The organism is Algoriphagus alkaliphilus (assembly GCF_900103735.1).
GTDB lineage: Bacteria > Bacteroidota > Bacteroidia > Cytophagales > Cyclobacteriaceae > Algoriphagus > Algoriphagus alkaliphilus.
The window spans coordinates 23,050-40,655 of the sequence record NZ_FMXE01000041.1; the positions used below are offsets into that span (position 1 = coordinate 23,050).

At 44.1% G+C, this 17,606-nt stretch carries 16 protein-coding genes; 5 read left to right on the top strand and 11 right to left on the bottom strand.

Annotated elements, in window-relative coordinates; translation table 11 throughout:
* The first annotated feature begins 137 nt into the window (after positions 1–137).
* On the top strand, positions 138–1,451 hold the full coding sequence (locus BLQ81_RS19755; RefSeq protein WP_092734125.1) for an ATP-binding protein: 1,314 nt from the start codon (positions 138–140) through the stop codon (positions 1,449–1,451).
* A gap of 28 nt (positions 1,452–1,479) precedes the next feature.
* On the opposite strand, the gene trhA is transcribed toward BLQ81_RS19755, so the two are convergent.
* The 9 genes from trhA to BLQ81_RS19800 form a co-directional block, all read right to left on the bottom strand.
* The gene (gene trhA, locus BLQ81_RS19760) at positions 1,480–2,112 is read right to left on the bottom strand and encodes a PAQR family membrane homeostasis protein TrhA (RefSeq protein ID WP_139183684.1); all 633 of its coding nucleotides are present in this window, start codon (positions 2,110–2,112) and stop codon (positions 1,480–1,482) included.
* Positions 2,113–2,183: 71 nt separating this feature from the next.
* Positions 2,184–3,287 carry an acyltransferase family protein gene (locus BLQ81_RS19765; RefSeq protein ID WP_092734131.1) on the bottom strand — a complete coding sequence of 368 codons (1,104 nt, stop codon included), beginning with the start codon at positions 3,285–3,287 and terminating at the stop codon, positions 2,184–2,186.
* 145 nt (positions 3,288–3,432) lie between these two features.
* A complete protein-coding gene (locus BLQ81_RS22985) occupies positions 3,433–3,807 on the bottom strand; it encodes a pentapeptide repeat-containing protein (protein WP_092734134.1) in 375 nt (124 codons plus the stop codon).
* Between the two features lie 122 nt (positions 3,808–3,929).
* The gene (locus BLQ81_RS19775) at positions 3,930–6,440 is read right to left on the bottom strand and encodes a WD40/YVTN/BNR-like repeat-containing protein (RefSeq protein WP_092734137.1); all 2,511 of its coding nucleotides are present in this window, start codon (positions 6,438–6,440) and stop codon (positions 3,930–3,932) included.
* 93 nt (positions 6,441–6,533) lie between these two features.
* Positions 6,534–7,667 carry a hypothetical protein gene (locus BLQ81_RS19780; RefSeq protein ID WP_245693322.1) on the bottom strand — a complete coding sequence of 378 codons (1,134 nt, stop codon included), beginning with the start codon at positions 7,665–7,667 and terminating at the stop codon, positions 6,534–6,536.
* 187 nt (positions 7,668–7,854) lie between these two features.
* Positions 7,855–8,559 carry a gluconate 2-dehydrogenase subunit 3 family protein gene (locus BLQ81_RS19785; protein WP_092734140.1) on the bottom strand — a complete coding sequence of 235 codons (705 nt, stop codon included), beginning with the start codon at positions 8,557–8,559 and terminating at the stop codon, positions 7,855–7,857.
* Between the two features lie 3 nt (positions 8,560–8,562).
* Entirely contained in the window at positions 8,563–10,305 is a 1,743-nt protein-coding gene (locus tag BLQ81_RS19790) for a GMC family oxidoreductase (RefSeq protein ID WP_092734143.1), read from the bottom strand.
* 109 nt (positions 10,306–10,414) lie between these two features.
* Positions 10,415–10,789: a type II toxin-antitoxin system VapC family toxin gene (locus tag BLQ81_RS19795; protein WP_092734146.1), complete on the bottom strand. Its 375-nt coding sequence runs from the start codon at positions 10,787–10,789 to the stop codon at positions 10,415–10,417.
* A 161-nt stretch (positions 10,790–10,950) separates the two neighbouring features.
* Positions 10,951–11,640, bottom strand: a complete 690-nt coding sequence (locus BLQ81_RS19800) for an arylesterase (RefSeq protein WP_092734149.1) — start codon at positions 11,638–11,640, stop codon at positions 10,951–10,953.
* A 247-nt stretch (positions 11,641–11,887) separates the two neighbouring features.
* On the opposite strand from BLQ81_RS19800, the gene BLQ81_RS19805 reads away from it, so the two are divergent.
* The 3 genes from BLQ81_RS19805 to BLQ81_RS22405 all read left to right on the top strand — a co-directional run bounded on the left by BLQ81_RS19805 (position 11,888) and on the right by BLQ81_RS22405 (position 15,405).
* The gene (locus tag BLQ81_RS19805) at positions 11,888–12,565 is read left to right on the top strand and encodes an ABC transporter ATP-binding protein (RefSeq protein ID WP_092734152.1); all 678 of its coding nucleotides are present in this window, start codon (positions 11,888–11,890) and stop codon (positions 12,563–12,565) included.
* Positions 12,558–15,080, top strand: a complete 2,523-nt coding sequence (locus BLQ81_RS19810) for an ABC transporter permease (RefSeq protein ID WP_092734155.1) — start codon at positions 12,558–12,560, stop codon at positions 15,078–15,080. The genes BLQ81_RS19805 and BLQ81_RS19810 overlap by 8 nt, the downstream gene beginning before the upstream one ends.
* A 172-nt stretch (positions 15,081–15,252) precedes the next feature.
* Positions 15,253–15,405, top strand: coding sequence for a hypothetical protein (locus BLQ81_RS22405; protein WP_175454292.1), 153 nt, complete (start codon positions 15,253–15,255; stop codon positions 15,403–15,405).
* Positions 15,406–15,526: 121 nt separating this feature from the next.
* Here BLQ81_RS22405 and BLQ81_RS19815 read toward each other — a convergent pair whose 3' ends face one another.
* Both BLQ81_RS19815 and BLQ81_RS19820 read right to left on the bottom strand, forming a co-directional pair.
* On the bottom strand, positions 15,527–15,781 hold the full coding sequence (locus BLQ81_RS19815) for a Txe/YoeB family addiction module toxin (RefSeq protein WP_092734159.1): 255 nt from the start codon (positions 15,779–15,781) through the stop codon (positions 15,527–15,529).
* A gap of 12 nt (positions 15,782–15,793) precedes the next feature.
* On the bottom strand, positions 15,794–16,048 hold the full coding sequence (locus BLQ81_RS19820) for a type II toxin-antitoxin system Phd/YefM family antitoxin (protein WP_092734162.1): 255 nt from the start codon (positions 16,046–16,048) through the stop codon (positions 15,794–15,796).
* A 147-nt stretch (positions 16,049–16,195) separates the two neighbouring features.
* Between BLQ81_RS19820 and BLQ81_RS19825 the strand changes: the two genes are divergently transcribed.
* Positions 16,196–17,077, top strand: coding sequence for an inositol oxygenase family protein (locus tag BLQ81_RS19825; protein ID WP_092734165.1), 882 nt, complete (start codon positions 16,196–16,198; stop codon positions 17,075–17,077).
* Positions 17,078–17,606 lie beyond the last annotated feature (529 nt).

The following is a 17,606-nucleotide window of genomic DNA, read 5'->3' on the forward strand; positions in this document are numbered from 1 at the left end:
TTATGCGCCGAGCTTCCTATATTTAAATCAATTCATTTGAAAAAGTGTTATCATTCACATTTATTCATTTGAAAAAGTGTTATCATTCACATTTATTCATTTGAGAAAGTGTAATTTCGAACCATTAACGGAATAGGATGAATCGACATTTGTTGCCCAGACTTTTGAATTGGAAGAATTCTCCCGATCGCAAACCCCTAATCATTCGGGGAGCAAGGCAGGTGGGGAAAACCTGGCTGATGCAGGAATTTGGGCGAAGCTATTTTTCGGATTTAGTCTATGTGAATTTCGAAACAAACCGTCAGGCACGGTCGCTTTTTGAGCAGGGCCTGGACTTGTCGAGAATTATCCAAGGGTTGGAAATTCAGGTAGGAAAGCCAATTGTTGCTTCTGAGACTTTGGTGATATTTGACGAAATCCAGGAATGTCAGGAGGCTTTGACAGCATTGAAGTATTTTCAGGAACAAATTCCAGAGTATGCGCTATTGGCTGCCGGGTCGCTTTTAGGTGTAGCTATGCATCAGAATTCGTCTTTTCCTGTCGGCAAGGTGGAATTTTTGAATTTGTATCCTTTGACATTTTCCGAATTTTTGGAAGCACTGGGAGAAAAGCCCCTTTCTGAACTTTTGAAGCGCTTGGATTGGGATTTGATTTCTCCCTTTCGGGAAAAATTTATACAGCTCCTTAAGTCTTATTATTTTATTGGGGGCATGCCCGAAGCGGTAAAATCTTATGTGGATCACAGGGACTTTTTTGTGGTGAGGGAGATTCAAAAGCGAATTTTGCAGTCTTATGAATTGGATTTTTCCAAACATGCACCTGTCGAAGTTGTGCCGCGGATTCGGATGGTTTGGAATGCGGTACCTGCCCAACTGGCCAAAGAAAACAAGAAATTTATATTCAGTCAATTGAGGCAGGGAGCTCGGTCCAAGGATTTTGAGTTGGCGGTCGAATGGCTTCGAGATGGTGGATTGATCCATCGGATTGCCAGGGTGAGTAAACCCGGATTTCCGCTCAAAGCCTATGAAGATTTTGCTTCATTTAAAGTGTATTTGTTGGATGTGGGGATTTTGGGTACGATGGTGGATTTGGATCCCAAATCAATCCTAGAGGGCAATCGTCTTTTTACAGAGTTTAAAGGGACCTTGACCGAGCAATTCGTGCTTCAGGAATTGACCGCGGCAGGACATTCACTCTTTTATTGGTCAGCGGAAAGAGGGATTGCCGAACTTGATTTTATCCTTCAGTTCAAGGGGAAGGTGGTTCCTGTCGAAGTTAAAGCTGAAGAAAATCTCAAGGCAAAAAGTCTGAAAGTAGTAGCTGATAATTTCCCGGAAACTACCCCAATTCGAACCTCGATGTCTGATTTCAGACAGGAATCATGGATGACAAATTTCCCGCTTTTTGCAATGGGAAGTCTAGCTGAATATTTGAAAAACGTTTCATCTTAATAGATCGACAATTTTTCTAAGTGTAATCTCAAATCACCTGATATACCGCCACAAAGTGCGCAATAGTGCCTGCAAGCACGAAAAAATGCCAAATCGTGTGGAAAAAGAGTTTCTCACTTTTCACATAAAAATAAACTCCAATGGTATAAGCCATTCCTCCAATCCCAATCCAAATTAAGGTTTCGAGGGAAATTCTCTCGACGATATCCTGAATGAAAAACACAGCCAGCCAACCCATCGTCAGGTAGATGATGATCGAAAGAATCTTGAATCTACCGGTGAAGAAAAGCTTGAAAAAAGTGCCGATCAAAACGGACCCCCAGAGAATTGAAAGGAAAATTATCGCTTTGTCCTGCTTCAGCACCGCCAAAACCATCGGAGTATAGGATCCTGCAATCAAAAAGTAGATGGCAATATGATCCAATACCTGAAGTTTGCTTTTCCACTGCGAGTTCTTTGCAGCATGATAAAAAGTCGAAAATGAGTAAACCATCAGGATGCCCACGCTAAAGGCAATTCCTCCAATCCAAGCTTTGGCATCCCCATTTTCCAGTACCTTTTGAATCAGAAAAGGAATGCCGATCACCCCTAATAGTAACCCAAGCCCATGCGAGAGAGCATTGGCTAATTCTTCCTTTTGGGTTTGAAGTCGCTTGGGCATTGGACCTGTTTTTTTTCCGAAACTACAAAGAAACCGAACTTGGTCTTTCTCCTGTTTCAGTTTTACTTCGATCAAATCCTGAAAAATATCCCTTTTCGATAAAGAAAGTGACACAATCCCCAAAGTGTACTCAGCGTCAGGATAGCTGTGATCAGTGCCAATCCATGTTCCCCTAATCCTGTCCAGCTTAGAAGACCCGTGCTGAATATCCCGATCGTTCGAAACAGCCATTTTCCCAAAATTTCAGCAAAAAGGTAAATGAAAATGGAGTTCATGCCGACAATCAGAAATGGGAAGACCCATCCTTTTTTCTTTTTGACATCTACCAACCAATAGAAAAACGCCAAAACCAACAAGGCCCAGCCTCCGGAGGCAAACACAAATGCCGTGGTGCTGATTCGCTTGATTATTGGCGTGATTCCAGCCAAGTCAAGTCCAAACCCAATCACCAATCCAACTAAGCCTGCGATGAGGAATACTTTGATTTTCTCCGAATCAGTTTTCTTGGATAGCAGCAGATTTCCACAGATCGCTCCCCAAATGGTATGCGCCGCGGTTGGGATTGCATTGATAGCGACCCATCCTCCATTATTGATTTTACCCATCAGGATTTGATCGGAGTAATTCCCGAAGTTGGTTCCGTGCTCAAAGGGGACTTCAGGGTTATAGGCTCGATACAGAATTTCGGTCAAAGCTAAAAGGGCCATTGATACTCCCAATTGCACTTTCCATCCTTTGGTCAGGAGGAAATATGTCACTAGTATGGTGAAGGAGAGTTGGGTCAGGACATTCCATAATTCAAAAACCATTTTACCTGAATAAATGCAATGCAGGCCCGTTCCGAAAAGGAAAAGCAGCATGCAGCGCTTCAAAATGTGTAGCGTGACTTTGCTGCGGTCTTCTGATATTGCCAATCGTTTGTTAAGTGAAAAAGGCATTGCAACACCTACAATGAACATGAAAAAAGGCTGAATCAAATCCCAAAACATCAATCCATTCCACTTGTGATGAGTGAATTGAATGAAAAAACCATGGAGGGCATCTCCTTCGGGGAAAATCTCCAGCAAGGTATCATAGACCAAAGCAGCCTCGGCTACCAATAAAAACATGGTCAATCCACGGTACACATCCAGGGATACCAACCTGTTGGTTGGATTAGGTGCAATTGAGTTCATAGGTTGGGGTTTTGGGTCTTTCTAAAATATAAAATCCCTGTTGGAATGCTTGAAAAAATATGATGAAGGGGTGAAAAAGCGAAGTAATCAAACAGAGCCTGTCTTCCTCAGGAAGGCCTGCTTGAGGCAACTGTTTCCAATAAAATCAAATTAAAAAAAGCCTGATCATTTTCTGATTTGGCCTTTTCCCGATCTTTATCCCGTATTTTCCCAACAATCCCGGTAATCCCTCCAAATCAAACCGTGCAATTTTGATTCTATTGCTCTCAGGATCAATCCGGTAATTTTCAGCTTCACGAAAGTCAGCTTTCTCCAAATTCGTCTGATCAAAGACGGCCCCGCTGAGTTCCGAACCCAGAAAACTTGCCCACTTAAATCCGCCTGAGAAAAATCCACCTCCAAATAATCTGGATTTTTGGAAAATGGATTTCTTAAGCTTCAGATTGAAAAAATTACAATAGGTTTCATTTGTGCCTGTCCCGAAAAATGTCCGAGTGTGACTGTATGAACAGGAAATCAGGCCGTTCGGAGCCTGATTTCACTGTATTAGTTTTAGTCGCAATAGAATCGCGATTGCATCATTTAATTCATCTGTCGAAGATCAACGGGTGATTCTCGAATTTGAAATCTCTAATCTCAAATTTATTTTTCCATCACCATTGGACCCGGCTGAGCCAAGTCGTGAATTTGCTTCAAGTCCACGAGATACACACTTCGTCCGTGTGAACCCACGATCAGGTGGTTTTCACGCTCCTGAATCACCATGTCGTAGATGGCCACATTAGGGATTTCTCCCTGGAAAAGATTCCAGTTGTTTCCTTCGTCCATGCTCACATACAAACCGTGGTCGGTACCCAAATACAGGATGTTTGGCATTTTGGGATCTTCGATGATGATATTCGTCGACTCTTCAGGCAGATTTGCTTTGATGGATTTCCAGGTTTTGCCGTAGTCTTCGCTTTTGAATACATAGGTATTGAATTCATCGTATCGGTAGCCATTCAGCGTGATATAGACCCTGCCTTCTTTGTATCGGGAAGGAGAAATGCTGCTCACCCATCGGTCCTGAGGAAGGCCTGCGTTCAGACTGGTCCAGTTGCCTCCGTTGTTGCGGGTGACCCAGACATTGCCATCATCCGAACCTGCGTAAAGCGTTCCAAATTCAAGCTGTGATTCTTCCACCACGGAAAGAGTGGCAAAAGGGACATTTCCGCTTTTTTTGTTTTTGGTCAAGTCCGGCGAGATGGTTGTCCAAGTATTTCCCTGGTCAAAGGATTGATATACGTACTGCGAACCCATGTACACGATGTCCTGATTGTGGTAGCTGAGCTCGGCTGGAGTTCTCCAATTCCAGCGGTTGGGTGCGTTTCCGATGTCATGACCCGGAGTGATTCGCTTTCTCTCGCCAGTCTTTTTGTTGATTCTGGCGTAGTTTCCAAACTGCGATCCGGTGTAGACGATGTCATTGTTTCTGGTATCAACTGCCACCACCATTCCATCACCTCCGAAAAGTGGTTCCCAGAGATCTTCTGGCTTATTGGTTGATTTGCCAAACCACACGCCATTGTCCTGCATTCCTCCATAGATATGGTAAGGTGTAGCCTGATCTACCATTACGGAGTAAAACTGTGAAATCGGCATTTGGGTATTCATGTGATCCCAACGTGCTCCTCCACCATAACTTCGATACAATCCGCCGTCATTTCCAAGTAGAATATGCTTGCTGTCTTGGGGATTGATCCACATCGCCTGATGGTCGGAGTGAGGTCTACCTATAGAATCTGTTCTGGAGAAATTCTTTCCCCCATCTCTGGAAACCAAAAGCGGCACACCCAAGACAAAAACTTCATTTTCATCTGATGTACTTACCCTAATTTCCCCGAAATAGTACCCGTAAGAATTATACAATTGGCTGATGTCAGATTCAGAGACTTTCCTCCAGGATTTTCCGGCATCTTCTGATCGGTAGACTTCTGCCCCGATGATAGGTTGGCCAAACATCGCGGCATTTGCATCCACTGCACCGCCGTTGTAGTTGGCGATTTGGGCAGTGGTGATCTTGCCTGTCTTTAAGAGACGCTTGATTTCTGCCGGGGTGTATTTGGAGGAAAATTGACTTCTTCGTGCCAGAGATTCCAGTTTTTTATCATCCAAAGCCAAAGCCTGATCCAAAGTCATATCCTTGAAGTCCTCCAGTTTCAGCGGATTTTCTTCCTGCTGCTGATTTCCCCGCTGACGGGGTGGGTCAGCCGGTTTTTCAGATTTGGCCTGATTGTCGAGCAAGGCATAGACTACCGAAGGATTGGAGCGGCTAAAGTCAAAACCTATCCGGCCGGTAAACTCATCCTGAGGGAATCCTACTACGGCTTTTTTCCAGGTATTACCTCCGTCCTCAGATCTCCAGATCGAAGAACCTTTGCCATTGCCGATAAAGTCATGCGCCTGACGGAATCGCTCCCAACTGGCAGCAAGCAAGACATCCGGGTTGGTCGGATGAATCTGAATATCGATAATCCCGGTATTGTCGTCGATGTAAAGTGTCTTTTTCCAGGTTTTGCCTCCGTCTGTTGTCTTATAGAGTCCCCGTTCCTTGTTTTTGGAGTATAGCGCGCCCATCGATCCCACCCAAACGATTTCCGGATTGGTGGGGTGAATGAGGATTTGGCCGATGTGGTGTGAATGAACCAGTCCCATCATTTGCCAGGTTTTACCTGCATCGGTGGACTTGTAAACGCCGGCGCCTGCATAGGTCGAACGGCTGGAATTGTCCTCGCCTGTCCCTACCCAAAGGATGTTGTTGTCAGAGGGGGAAAGTGCCATCGCGCCGATACCCAAAGCACCCTGATGGTCAAAAATTGGGTTGAAGGACTGTCCGTTGTCTTCCGTTTTCCAGATGCCTCCGGAGGCTGCGGCAACATAGTAGGTGTTGATGTCTTGAGCTACTTCGATATCCACAATCCGGCCGGACATATTGGTTGGGCCGACATTGCGGGCTTTGAAGTTATGGAGTGGGGTGGAGGCAAGCATGGCCTTGTGCTTGTCGACTGATTCCTGAAGGGCTTTCTCGGTAGTGGGTTTGATATCCTGTGCTTGTAGCGAGCCGAATGAAATCAGTCCCGCTGCCAGCAAGAGGAGAGATGAAGATTTTTGCATGTGGTTTTCTTTGTTCCGATGGGAATATAAGCAATCATGTCTAAACTCAGCTTATTCAGCTTTTGGACGGGAAAAGGCCTTTTTGAGTGGTGATTATTTCTGTCTCAGTTTTAGTTTGTAAAATGTCAAATACTCCTGCTCTTCACCGATAAGGTCATCGTTTCTGAGGCCATAAAAAGGTTTATCAAGGGATTCAATTCCCATCAGCCTGCTGATTGAGTTAGGAATAATAAGTTCATTGGAGAGCGTTCCATTCAGCTGGACCACTTTCAAGATCTGATTTTGAAAATTGGGATAGAGTGGGAAGTTTTTGGGCTCTTTCAACTCATTTTGAATAAATAAGTCTTCTTTAATTCCTTCATCATAGGTTATTACAAGCCCTTGTTTGGTAGGAAAAAGTTGATTGATTCTGCCGTCCAGCATTGTGGTGTGAGAAATGTATTGATAGGGTTTGGAATGCTCTCCATTGTCTTCAAATTTGCTGGGATTAAAAGGAATGGTTTTTAAAAATCTCGTACTATCCGCTAGATCATAAAGATGAATCATGGGTTCGTTATCAAGTGTTAGGTAAAGTGTATCACCTAACACACCAAAATTAACCCAAGGTCTTTCATAATATTTATCGGAAGCATACCGAGAGGTTGAAGGAATCCGGATCATAGGTTCAGCAGATCCGGTCTTTGGATCAACTTTTTCCAATAAAAAATGATCTCTGAAGAAAAATGGATCATAAGGGTTTGCGCCATCTCTTCCCGGATAATAAATGATCAAATATTTGTTCCATTCGTCTAGGACTCGGCGGGTCCCTCCACCATCTTTTGCTTCGGTAAGAAATGGAAGCTTAATTTCACGCTTAAAGCTCAAGTCAGGATTAAACTCATAGAGCCAACCGACGAAACTTGCTCCATAAAGCTCGCCTTCTGTAGTAGTTTTTAATTGCATTGGGTAGAACACTTTGTCGGGACCATCAAAAGGATAAGCTTGCTCATGAAGTATTTTTCCGCTTTCATCAAACTGGATCAGTTTGTTTTCTTTGAAATTGAAAATGATACCTTTTCCATCTCTGAATTCCGCTCCGTGAACAGTTCCCAAATAATCCACCTGAATCGAATCCTCGATGATCAGTTCCCATTCCAGAGAATCTCCAATTCTTTTTTCTTCACTAGATCCGCAACCCCAAACAAAAAATGCGGTCATCAAAACCGCACCTGACAAAAGTTTTTGCATAGCCTGATTTTTTCCTTAAGAAACTAAATCAGATTTTAAGATTCAAGAAATTGACTAATAATTATTCATATTTCGGAGCTGAATTCATCTGTTGATTGAGCAGGGCTTGTTGGTTGATTAATCCATCTTACTACGAATCAAAAAATCCACGGTTGCCGAACCGTGGATTTTAAATTGGGTTATCGAACTATCCGATCAGATTTCCTTCATCATCCCAGACAGCCACGGTGCCCCGGTCTTCAGGTTTCAGAAAAAGACTTAGATATTTCTCAGGATTGGAAAGCCCATGTTTGTCCAAAACGTTTTGTGGAACACCGTCCCAAACGTTCGGCTGATTCCCTTTGTAGCCCATGTATTTCCAGCCGGCTTCAGTGGAGAAATAGCCCGAGCAAGTGAGGTTCCGCAGCATATTAAACCAGCGAACCCCGCCGATGTATTCAGGCTTGGCTTTGTCCGGCCAAGCCACTTCGTCCACGATAGCCAAGACTTGATCTTTGGAAAGTTCATTGAAGGTCTTTCCGAATTTTTCATCCGCCTCAAAGTCCAGCCACATCAATCCCCCACGCATTGGGGTTTGGGAGTTGGGCTGATCCCGCATCATGAAGTCAATGAAGTCTGTTACTTTAAGTTCGGTCGCAGCCGGAGATTCAGCATCTGCAGGTATGATTATATCTACCAGTGTATCCAGCTTTTTTCGTTCCTCATCGGTGAAGAAAGTTCCTTCCATCAGTTTTTGATCGCGAAGGTTTTCTTCCTCGGTTCGTCCACCGGGAGTGCCTCCGGTGAAAACCTGACTTTGCACGCTTTTGTCCACCGGATCGCAACCGGTCATGAGTATTCCGGCTCCAAGAGAGCCTGTGAAGAGGAGTTTGAGATTGTCCCGTCTGTTCATGGCTTAGATGTTTTTCTTGGTTAGTTCGGAGACGATGTAGTCAGAAGTTCTCCAGGAGAGCGCAAGGATCGTCCAAGTCGGGTTTTTATCCGCCTGAGAGACAAAAGGAGCTGCATCCACCACAAAAAGGTTTTTGCAATCATGCACTTGGCAATTGGAATTGACCACGGAAGATTTCGGGTCATTGCCCATTCTCGCTGTCCCTACTTCATGGATGATTCTTCCCGGAGCAGCAAGCCCATAGAGGGTTTCAGCCCCTGGCTTTTCTCCCAAAAGTGTCGCTCCTGCACCTGTCAGAATCTCCTCAAAGGTGTCCTGCATGTGCTTGGCTTGCTTGATTTCCTGATCTGTCCAGTTGTAGTGGAAGCGAAGTACCGGAATGCCGTATTTGTCCACCACATTGGGATCGATCTCGCAGTAATTGTCATACATCGGAACACTTTCGCCTCTGCCGGACATCCCAAATGTGGAGCCGTAGATTTTTCGGATGTCTTTTTTCAAGCCCTCTCCATAACCTCCATTTGGACTTGGATTTCCAAATTCGTCTTTGATGTATTTCCGCATGGCGTCCATACCTCCTCCGGCACCGTAGGAAGGCTGACCCATGCCACCCCAATATTCGATGTGGTAGCCGCGGGCAAAGTCAAGTTTTTTATTGTCCAGCCACCAGGGTGTGTACATGTGCATGCCGCCTACCCCGTCTTCGTTGTAGCGTTCCCGATCCATCATGTCAGGCATGATGGCTGATCGGCTGGCCCCGGTAGAATCATGCAGGTATCTTCCCAAAACACCCGAGTCCGCCCCGATTCCGTTTGGATGGGATTTGGACTTGGAGTTCATCATGATTCGGGTGGTCTCGCAAGATGATGCCCCAAGTACCACAACTCTGGACTTGAGCTTGTATTCTTTCATATCGACTTTGCTTATGAAGGAAACACCCGTGGCTTTTCCGCTTTCATCAGTGGTCACTTTTCGTACCATGGAATGGGTGTAGAGGTCTACTTTCCCCTTTTTCATCGCCGGATGAACGAGACAAGTTCCTGCTGAAAAATCCGCATACACCTGACAGGCACGGTTACACTGCGCACAGAAAAAGCAAACGCCCCGCTCGTTGTTGATCGGTCGGGTCAGCATGGACAATCGCGAGGGAATCATCGGGATGGATGCTTTATCAGCTCCTTTTTTGATGAAAAGCTCGTGGAGTCTTGGCTTGGGAGGAGGGAGGAAAAATCCGTCCGGCTCGTTGTAAATGCCTTCTTTAGACCCAAACACCCCGATGAGTTTGTCGACTTTATCGTAGTAGGGTTTTACATCTTCATATCCGATGGGCCAATCGTGACCGAGACCATCGATACTGGCCCGTTTGAAATCATTCGGGCCAAAACGGAGCGAAATTCTTCCCCAGTGGTTGGTACGGCCACCGACCATTCGGGACCGGAACCAGTCAAACTGGGTCCCGTTTTTTCGGGTATAGGGTTCACCGTCGATATCCCATCCGCCGATCGCCTGATCGAAGTCTCCAAAGGGACGGATTTTAGTTCCTGCTCCTCTTCTGGGGGATTCCCAGGGTGGACGTAGTTGGGTTCTGTCCTCTTCTTTGGCAGGATCGAAATCTCCTCCTGCTTCCACTACTGCTACCGAAAGTCCAGCTTCGGAAAGAATCTTGGAAGCCATGCCTCCACCAGCTCCGGAACCCACAATGATTACGTCGTAGGCTTCAGCGGATTGTTTGATTTGAAAACTCATTCTCAAAAATTTTAATGAAGTTGAAAATATAGCTTAAAAATTTCTGGAAGGGAACAGCTTTAATTGGTTTTTTGAGAATTTAGAAAATAAAAAATTTGTGAAAAACTGATCATGAAAGATCCATCCAAACCACTAATTTTTCATTGGATCTTAAAAAATCTTTGTCTGCTGTGATTAAGGGAATAGAAAATCGAATAGAGGTTGCCAAGACAACTGCATCAGGTAATTTTAAAGAGGATTTTTGCTTGATCGAAATAGTTTTTTCCTTAATAATTGGATCAATATCAATGATTTGGCAATGACTTAATAATTCTTTGATCAATTTTAAATCATTTGGTTCTAATTTCGAAAAGCCTAGTAATTCTAATTCAACTATAAAAGAAATCAAGAGTTGCTTCTCCAATAAAAAGTACACTATAGGCTTTTCTCCTTTTAAGAAGTAAAGCAGGATATTTGTGTCTACAAAAACCCTATTCCCATTAATTCCTTAAGCGTTTTTGCACCTCTAGAGGATCTATATCTGCCTGTAATTTACCAGCAAGGTGTTCAATGCTCTTGACTTTTTTGCGTTTGGTAATCTGTTGGATTTCCTTATTCATCTCCAACTTAGTCATTCCTTTTTTCAAGATAGTTGTCATATGCAAATCAGTTGATTAATGATTCAATATAAGGCCAAATCGTCTCAAAGACAATTTTGTGACCTTCTTCAGTGGGGTGAATTCCGTCAGGCAGGTTGAGTTCGGGAATGCCGCCTACATTTTCCAGCAGGAATGGAATCAAGGTCACGTTCTTTTCAGAAGCCACTTCAGGGTAAATGGATTTGAACTCTTCCGTGTATTCCTGACCCATATTTGGTGGGATTTGCATCCCCGCTAGGATGATTTTGGTCTCAGGGTATTTTGCCCGCACCTTATCGATGATTCCGTTCAGATTCCGCTTGCTTTCGGCAGGAAGGATTCCTCTCAGGCCGTCATTGCCCCCAAGTTCCAGAATAAAAATGTAGGGTTCATCCTCCAGAAACCAATCCAAACGGCTCAAACCGCCCGCTGTGGTTTCACCACTCAATCCACCGTTAATTACCCGGTAGTTGAGTCCAAGGCTATCTATTCTTGCTTGAGTCAATCCTGCAAAACCAACTTCCTGATCGATTCCGTAGGCTGCCGTGAGGCTGTTGCCAAAAAAAAGAATGGTTTTTTGATCCGTTTTTTTCTGGGAAGATTCAATTTTAGCGACATCTGTTTGTTTTTGTTCAGTGGAAGATCCACAAGAACTCAGCGAGACTGCACTAAGAAAAAGGCTAATTAATAGTGTAGATGAATTTCGGGAGGTGAACATTTTTATTCGTTTTAATTTAAAAAGGATTTACGGATAAAAGGTTCAGATTGATCCGTGAACTCCTCTGTCTAAGACACAAAAATAGCTTTTTCTGCGTTGGTCGAGCAATTCTGCCCGTTGGTCGACTGTCTTGGAATTTATCGAACGTTTTTTCTTTTATTTAGCTTACTGTCCTGTGTCAAAACGGGATTGCTAACAAAGCGCAAGCCCTGTCGTTTGACCTTTAAAATTAACCCACCGCTTATTCATGAGCATATTATCAATTAAGAACTTGAGCAAAACCTATCAGAGCGGAAGCCGAAAGCTGACTGTCCTCGATGAGGTAAATTTTGATATCCAGGCAGGGGAAACCTTGGCAATCGTCGGTCCGTCCGGAAGTGGGAAAACTACCCTGCTTGGGCTATGTGCAGGACTTGACTCCGGATCTACCGGAAGTGTAGTCCTCAATGGTCAAGCTCTTGAAAAAATGAACGAGGACCAGCGTGCCTTCGTCCGAAACAAAGATGTGGGTTTCATTTTTCAGAATTTCCAACTCCTTCCAACCCTAACAGCTTTGGAAAATGTGATGGTGCCTTTGGAGTTGAAGAAGCGAAAAGATGCACGTCAAAAAGCACAGGAATTACTTGAAAAAGTCGGTTTGGGAGACCGGGCCACCCACTACCCGACCCAGCTTTCGGGCGGAGAACAGCAGCGGGTTTCCATTGCCAGAGCATTTGCCAACGAGCCGAAAATTCTTTTTGCCGACGAACCTACCGGGAATCTGGATACAGAAACCGGTGAAATGATCGAGAAACTCATTTTTGACCTCAATAAAGAGCAGGGGACTACCTTGGTTTTGGTGACGCATGACTTGGAGCTGGCCGCCAAAACTCAGCGCATCATTCATATCAAGGGCGGTAAAATACAGGAGGACGTTCATGCCTGATTTTGGATGGATTATAAAAATGGCGCTACGGGATGTCCGGAAGAACCTCTCCCGTTTGCTGCTCTTTGTCTCCTCCATCGTAGTGGGGATAGCGGCCTTGGTAGCAATCAGCAGCTTTGGCGAAAACCTCACCAAGGACATCGACAACCAAGCACAGGAGCTTTTGGGGGCAGACTTGGTATTGGAAAACAATAAGCCTATCGGAGGGCAGCAAGTGGATTCAATGGCTATAAAAACTGCTGCTGAGATCAATTTTGCGTCGATGGTAGCATTTCCAAGTTCCGGCGATAGCAGATTGACACAGGTCAGAGCCTTAGAGGGGGATTTTCCATTCTATGGCAAATTAGAAACCATTCCTGCGGACGCTGAGTCTGATTTTAGAGGTGGAGGCAAAAAAGCATTGGTGGAAAAAACGCTGATGGCTCAGTTTAATGCCGAAGTTGGAGATTCGATCAAAGTCGGAATTGTAACTTTTCTAATCGTAGGCGAACTTCAAAAAGTCCCCGGCCAAACCGGAATCACGGCTACAGTCGCGCCGGCGGTGTATATCCCGATGGCTTACTTGCAGGAAACCGGTCTGGTGCAATTGGGAAGCCGAGTGGAATACAATCGGTATTTGCAGTTTGAGCCGGGTACAGATGTGGAGGCTTTGATTAAGCCCTACGAGGAGCAATGGGAAATCGACCGCTTGGATGCCGATACAGTTGAAGACAGAAAGCGCTCCACGGGTAGATCTTTTGCCAATCTTTCCAATTTTCTGAGCTTGGTGGCATTTATCGCTTTGCTATTGGGCTGCGTTGGTGTGGCTTCTGCGGTTAATGTTTTTGTGAAAGAAAAATTGGCTTCGGTGGCTGTATTACGCTGTCTTGGAGTCGCATCGCTGGATGTATTACTGATCTATTTGGTCGAAATTATGGTCATGGGCTTGGTCGGAGCCTTGATCGGAGCCGGACTGGGCACGGTGCTTCAATATGTATTGCCTGCTGTTTTCTCCGACTTCTTACCGGTGGAAGTGAATGTGGGCGTGTCTTGGCTCTCAGTAGGTTTTGGAATTATTACCGGGCTTTTTGTGTCGATTCTTTTTGCGCTACTTCCTTTGCTAAAAGTGCGAAACGTATCGCCGATGGCCACGCTGAGACCGGAGACAACGGATTCAACTTTGATGAAAGATCCACTTCGTTGGTTGGTGATCGGGGGAATTCTGCTGTTCATTTGGGGATTTAGCTTTTATCTATTAAAAGACTGGAAACTCTCGCTTGGCTTCACCGGATTTGTGTTAGGCGCATTTGGAATACTTTGGGGTGTGGGACAACTGATCATGTGGTCGGTTAGAAAATTTCTACCGATTTCGCTGGAGTACACCATGAGACAGGCCTTGGCAAACCTTTATCGACCCAATAATCAGACGATCTCGCTGATTGCCACGATTGGATTGGGCACTGCGATGATAGCCACCCTATTTTTCCTCCAAAATCAGCTGCTTGAGGAAGCCAAGTTTGCAGACAAGGAAGATCAGCCTAATATGTTGATGTTTGACATTCAACCGGCTCAACTGGATTCGGTTCGCTCAAAAGTAACAGGAAGAGGACTGAAAATTCTGCAGGATGTGGCGATTGTGACGATGCAGCTGAACTCCATAAACGGGATAGACAAAAAGAAAAACGAAGAGCTATCCAAGGAGGAGAATTACTCCCGCTGGCTTTACAATCGGGAATTTCGGGTGACCTATCGCGATACTTTAATCTCTTCAGAGAAGTTAAGTTCCGGAGAATTGGTGCCCATGGGTTCTAAAGGGGATAGTATTTTTGTCTCGCTGGAAAAAGGATTTGGAGAAGGAAATGGATTCAAAATCGGCGACGAAGTGGAGTTTAATGTGCAGGGTAGGCCGATTAAGACCTATGTCGGAAGTTTTAGAGATGTGAAATTCAATCAGGTTTCGACCAATTTTCTGGTGCTTTTTCCGGATGGAGTATTGGAGCAAGCTCCAAAATTCCACGTGCTGATCACCAAAACCAAAAACGACCGGGAGGCAGCCGATGTGCAATCCGAGATCGTGAGTGCCTTTCCAAATATCTCAATAATCAATCTTGGGACAATCGTCGAAACGCTGGAAGAGATTCTGGGTAAAATCAGCTTTGTGATTCAGTTTATGGCCTTTTTCTCCATTGCAACGGGGATTTTGGTGTTGATCAGTTCGCTGATCATCAGCAAATATCAGCGGATGCGAGAGAGTATTCTCTTGAGGACTCTTGGTGCCAGTTCAGCTATTGTGACTAAAATCAACACGCTGGAATATTTCTTTTTGGGTAGTTTGGCTTCGCTTTCAGGGATACTATTATCATTTATGGCAACATTTCTTTTGGGGAAATTTGTCTTTCAAATGAATTTCAGTGTGGCTTGGAAAGAAGGGTTGGTTTTGTATCTGGCCATCACCGGACTGACGATTGTGCTTGGATGGCTGAATGGCCGAAAAATCATCAATCAACCTCCAATGGAGATATTGAGGGGAACTTGAGAAGGATAAAGGGAAGGTTTGTAAGTGGTGAGTAGTAAAAGTGGTAAGTGTTCAGTCACAGTGTGTCAGACTGAGCAGCTTGCCCGCCGTGGCGGGGAGTCGAAGTCCATTACATACTTTTGATGTATTACTGATTACAAAAAGCATCTAGTGAATCCAAGTCGATAAAATCATGTCAAGAAATAACCCTAAAGAATCCCAGGAAAAATCACTGCGACCAATGCTTGTAAAAGAACTCGAATCCAGAGTTGAAGCTTCAAAGGGAGACTTTAATGCGCGAAGGTTTAAGAGTTCGGAAGAACTTCTGAAAAAGTATGGAGGATGATACAATCAAGCATAAGGGTTTGGGAGTTGGGTTGCTTTTGATGGGAGTAGTACTGATGGAAACGGAATATTGAAATTCACTCAAAAAATCTAAAATGGGATCCTTGTGAGCCCATTTTGCATTAATAGTGGTGGCGGCATTGGGCGATTTCCAAAGTGCCATCTTTGACTCGGTAAACGAGTCGATGTTCTTTGTCGATTCGGCGGGACCACCATCCAGAGAGTTCGTTTTTCAATGGCTCTGGTTTACCAATTCCCTCAAAGGGATTACGCTGACATTCCTTGATCAGTTTATTGATTTTTCTTAGAAGCTTTATATTTACTTCAATCCAATATTGATAGTCCTCCCATCCTTTAGATAAAAAAATAATTGTCATTAGGCAAAAGGTTTAGAGTTCGATAAGGTCTCTTTTAACTCCCAGGCCTTGGTTTGCTTCATTAATGGCGTGTAACAATCTTTCAGCATTTTTAGGGCTGCTCATTAGATAATAGGTTTCCTGCAAACCTTCGTAGTCAGACTTGGACAGGACTACTACATCTTCCCCATTTGTTCTGGTGACATACAATGGTCTTGAATCATTGACTACATTATCCAAATAAGACTTCATGTTCTCGCGAAACTTAGAGTAGCTAGTGACTTCCATGATTTCTGTTTTTTTGTTAAAGTTGAGATTTCAATTCCTATTGTACAATTATTTGTACGTTTTTGTTCAAAGAGAATTAAAACGTAGCTAATCAGGAGCTGAAGTTTTGGATATTGTCTTTATATTTCATTTCTAAACTCCAAACCCATGACAACCAGGCTCTCTGCATCGGAAATAGCTCCCCTTCAATCCATCGAAGATTGGGAGGATGATCTCCTGACTCGCTATCCTGAACCTAAGGACAAGCAAGCTAAGGCCAAGGATGACTATCGGAATTACCATGATTCTGAGCGTGTGGATACTGTGCGTGAGTTTTACAAGCTCAATCATACCTATCAGACTTATGATTTTGTGGTAGAAAAGGAAAAGGAATTTTTGAAGTTTGAGAAAAAGGAAATGCCTTTTTGGGATGCAGTGAATTACTTAAATACGCTCATTGACGATTCGGATCCGGATACCAATTTGGATCAGTTGCAACATTTGCTTCAGACTTCGGAAGCTATCCGTGCTGACGGGCATCCGGATTGGTTTGTGCTGACGGGGTTTATTCATGACTTGGGAAAAGTGCTGTGTCTTTTCGGCGAACCCCAATGGGCTGTGGTTGGAGATACTTTTCCCGTTGGTTGCAAGCACTCCGATCGAATTGTTTATCCCGAGTATTTTGACCGAAATCCTGATTCTAAGGACGAGCGATTCAATACCAAATACGGGATGTATTCGCACCAATGCGGCCTGGACCAGGTAAAAATGTCTTGGGGTCATGACGAATATCTTTATCAGATGGTCAAAGATTACATGCCCGAGCCCGCACTTTACATGATCCGTTACCATTCTTTTTATGCGCAGCATCGGGAAAATGCATACGATCACCTGCTCAATGATCACGATCGCGAGATGTTCAAATGGGTGGATAAATTCAATCCCTACGATCTGTATTCAAAAGTTCCTGTTCCGCCGGATTCCAAGGCTTTGAGGCCTTATTATGAGGACTTGGTGGCGAAATATCTACCGGGTACGCTAAAATTTTAAATACCAGAATGCTTAAGATAGGCTACCTGATTAAAGAAGATTTTCACAGTGAGTCTTATATATTCCGCAAACATAGAAAAAGTGGATGAAAGGTTTTAAAAAGCCGATTCAACAATATTGGAATCTGGGTTTGAATTTCTTGACTGGACAAAATATTGATCCTAAGGGCGCGGTGGGAGGATTTGCCCCTGAATGCTTCAGGCCATAGCCGTCAGTTTAGCAAGCCAAAACACTGGTAGCGAGTTCATTTATGGTTTGGACGTAGATCCCCATTGGGATCTTTCTTCCTTTTGCCCATATTTGTATAATGTTTTTTTAGTTTAAAAAGACGGTCGATTTCACGGTTTGTCGCCTTTTTTCTTCTCCCAATATACGGATTAACAGGGTATAAATGAAAGATAATCAATGGTTTATATATAAAAAAGACCAGATTTTAAAAGAAAAATTTCTCTTAAATTTCAACCCCAAATCCATCAATTCATTAGCCAAAGAGGCCGGGTATTCGATCAGGAAGTCGAAGCTCGATGGT

Excerpts from the sequence above, each read along its gene's own strand:
- BLQ81_RS19810 (WP_092734155.1), top strand. The coding sequence starts at position 12,558 with ATGCCTGATTTTGGATGGATTATAAAAATGGCGCTACGGGATGTCCGG.
- BLQ81_RS19825 (WP_092734165.1), top strand. The coding sequence starts at position 16,196 with ATGACAACCAGGCTCTCTGCATCGGAAATAGCTCCCCTTCAATCCATC.
- BLQ81_RS19775 (WP_092734137.1), bottom strand. The coding sequence starts at position 6,440 with ATGCAAAAATCTTCATCTCTCCTCTTGCTGGCAGCGGGACTGATTTCA.
- BLQ81_RS19780 (WP_245693322.1), bottom strand. The coding sequence starts at position 7,667 with ATGCAAAAACTTTTGTCAGGTGCGGTTTTGATGACCGCATTTTTTGTT.
- BLQ81_RS19820 (WP_092734162.1), bottom strand. The coding sequence starts at position 16,048 with ATGGAAGTCACTAGCTACTCTAAGTTTCGCGAGAACATGAAGTCTTAT.
- BLQ81_RS19765 (WP_092734131.1), bottom strand. The coding sequence starts at position 3,287 with ATGAACTCAATTGCACCTAATCCAACCAACAGGTTGGTATCCCTGGAT.
- BLQ81_RS19805 (WP_092734152.1), top strand. The coding sequence starts at position 11,888 with ATGAGCATATTATCAATTAAGAACTTGAGCAAAACCTATCAGAGCGGA.
- BLQ81_RS19815 (WP_092734159.1), bottom strand. The coding sequence starts at position 15,781 with ATGACAATTATTTTTTTATCTAAAGGATGGGAGGACTATCAATATTGG.
- BLQ81_RS19790 (WP_092734143.1), bottom strand. The coding sequence starts at position 10,305 with ATGAGTTTTCAAATCAAACAATCCGCTGAAGCCTACGACGTAATCATT.
- BLQ81_RS19785 (WP_092734140.1), bottom strand. The coding sequence starts at position 8,559 with ATGAACAGACGGGACAATCTCAAACTCCTCTTCACAGGCTCTCTTGGA.
- BLQ81_RS19800 (WP_092734149.1), bottom strand. The coding sequence starts at position 11,640 with ATGTTCACCTCCCGAAATTCATCTACACTATTAATTAGCCTTTTTCTT.
- trhA (WP_139183684.1), bottom strand. The coding sequence starts at position 2,112 with ATGCCCAAGCGACTTCAAACCCAAAAGGAAGAATTAGCCAATGCTCTC.
- BLQ81_RS19755 (WP_092734125.1), top strand. The coding sequence starts at position 138 with ATGAATCGACATTTGTTGCCCAGACTTTTGAATTGGAAGAATTCTCCC.
- BLQ81_RS22405 (WP_175454292.1), top strand. The coding sequence starts at position 15,253 with ATGTCAAGAAATAACCCTAAAGAATCCCAGGAAAAATCACTGCGACCA.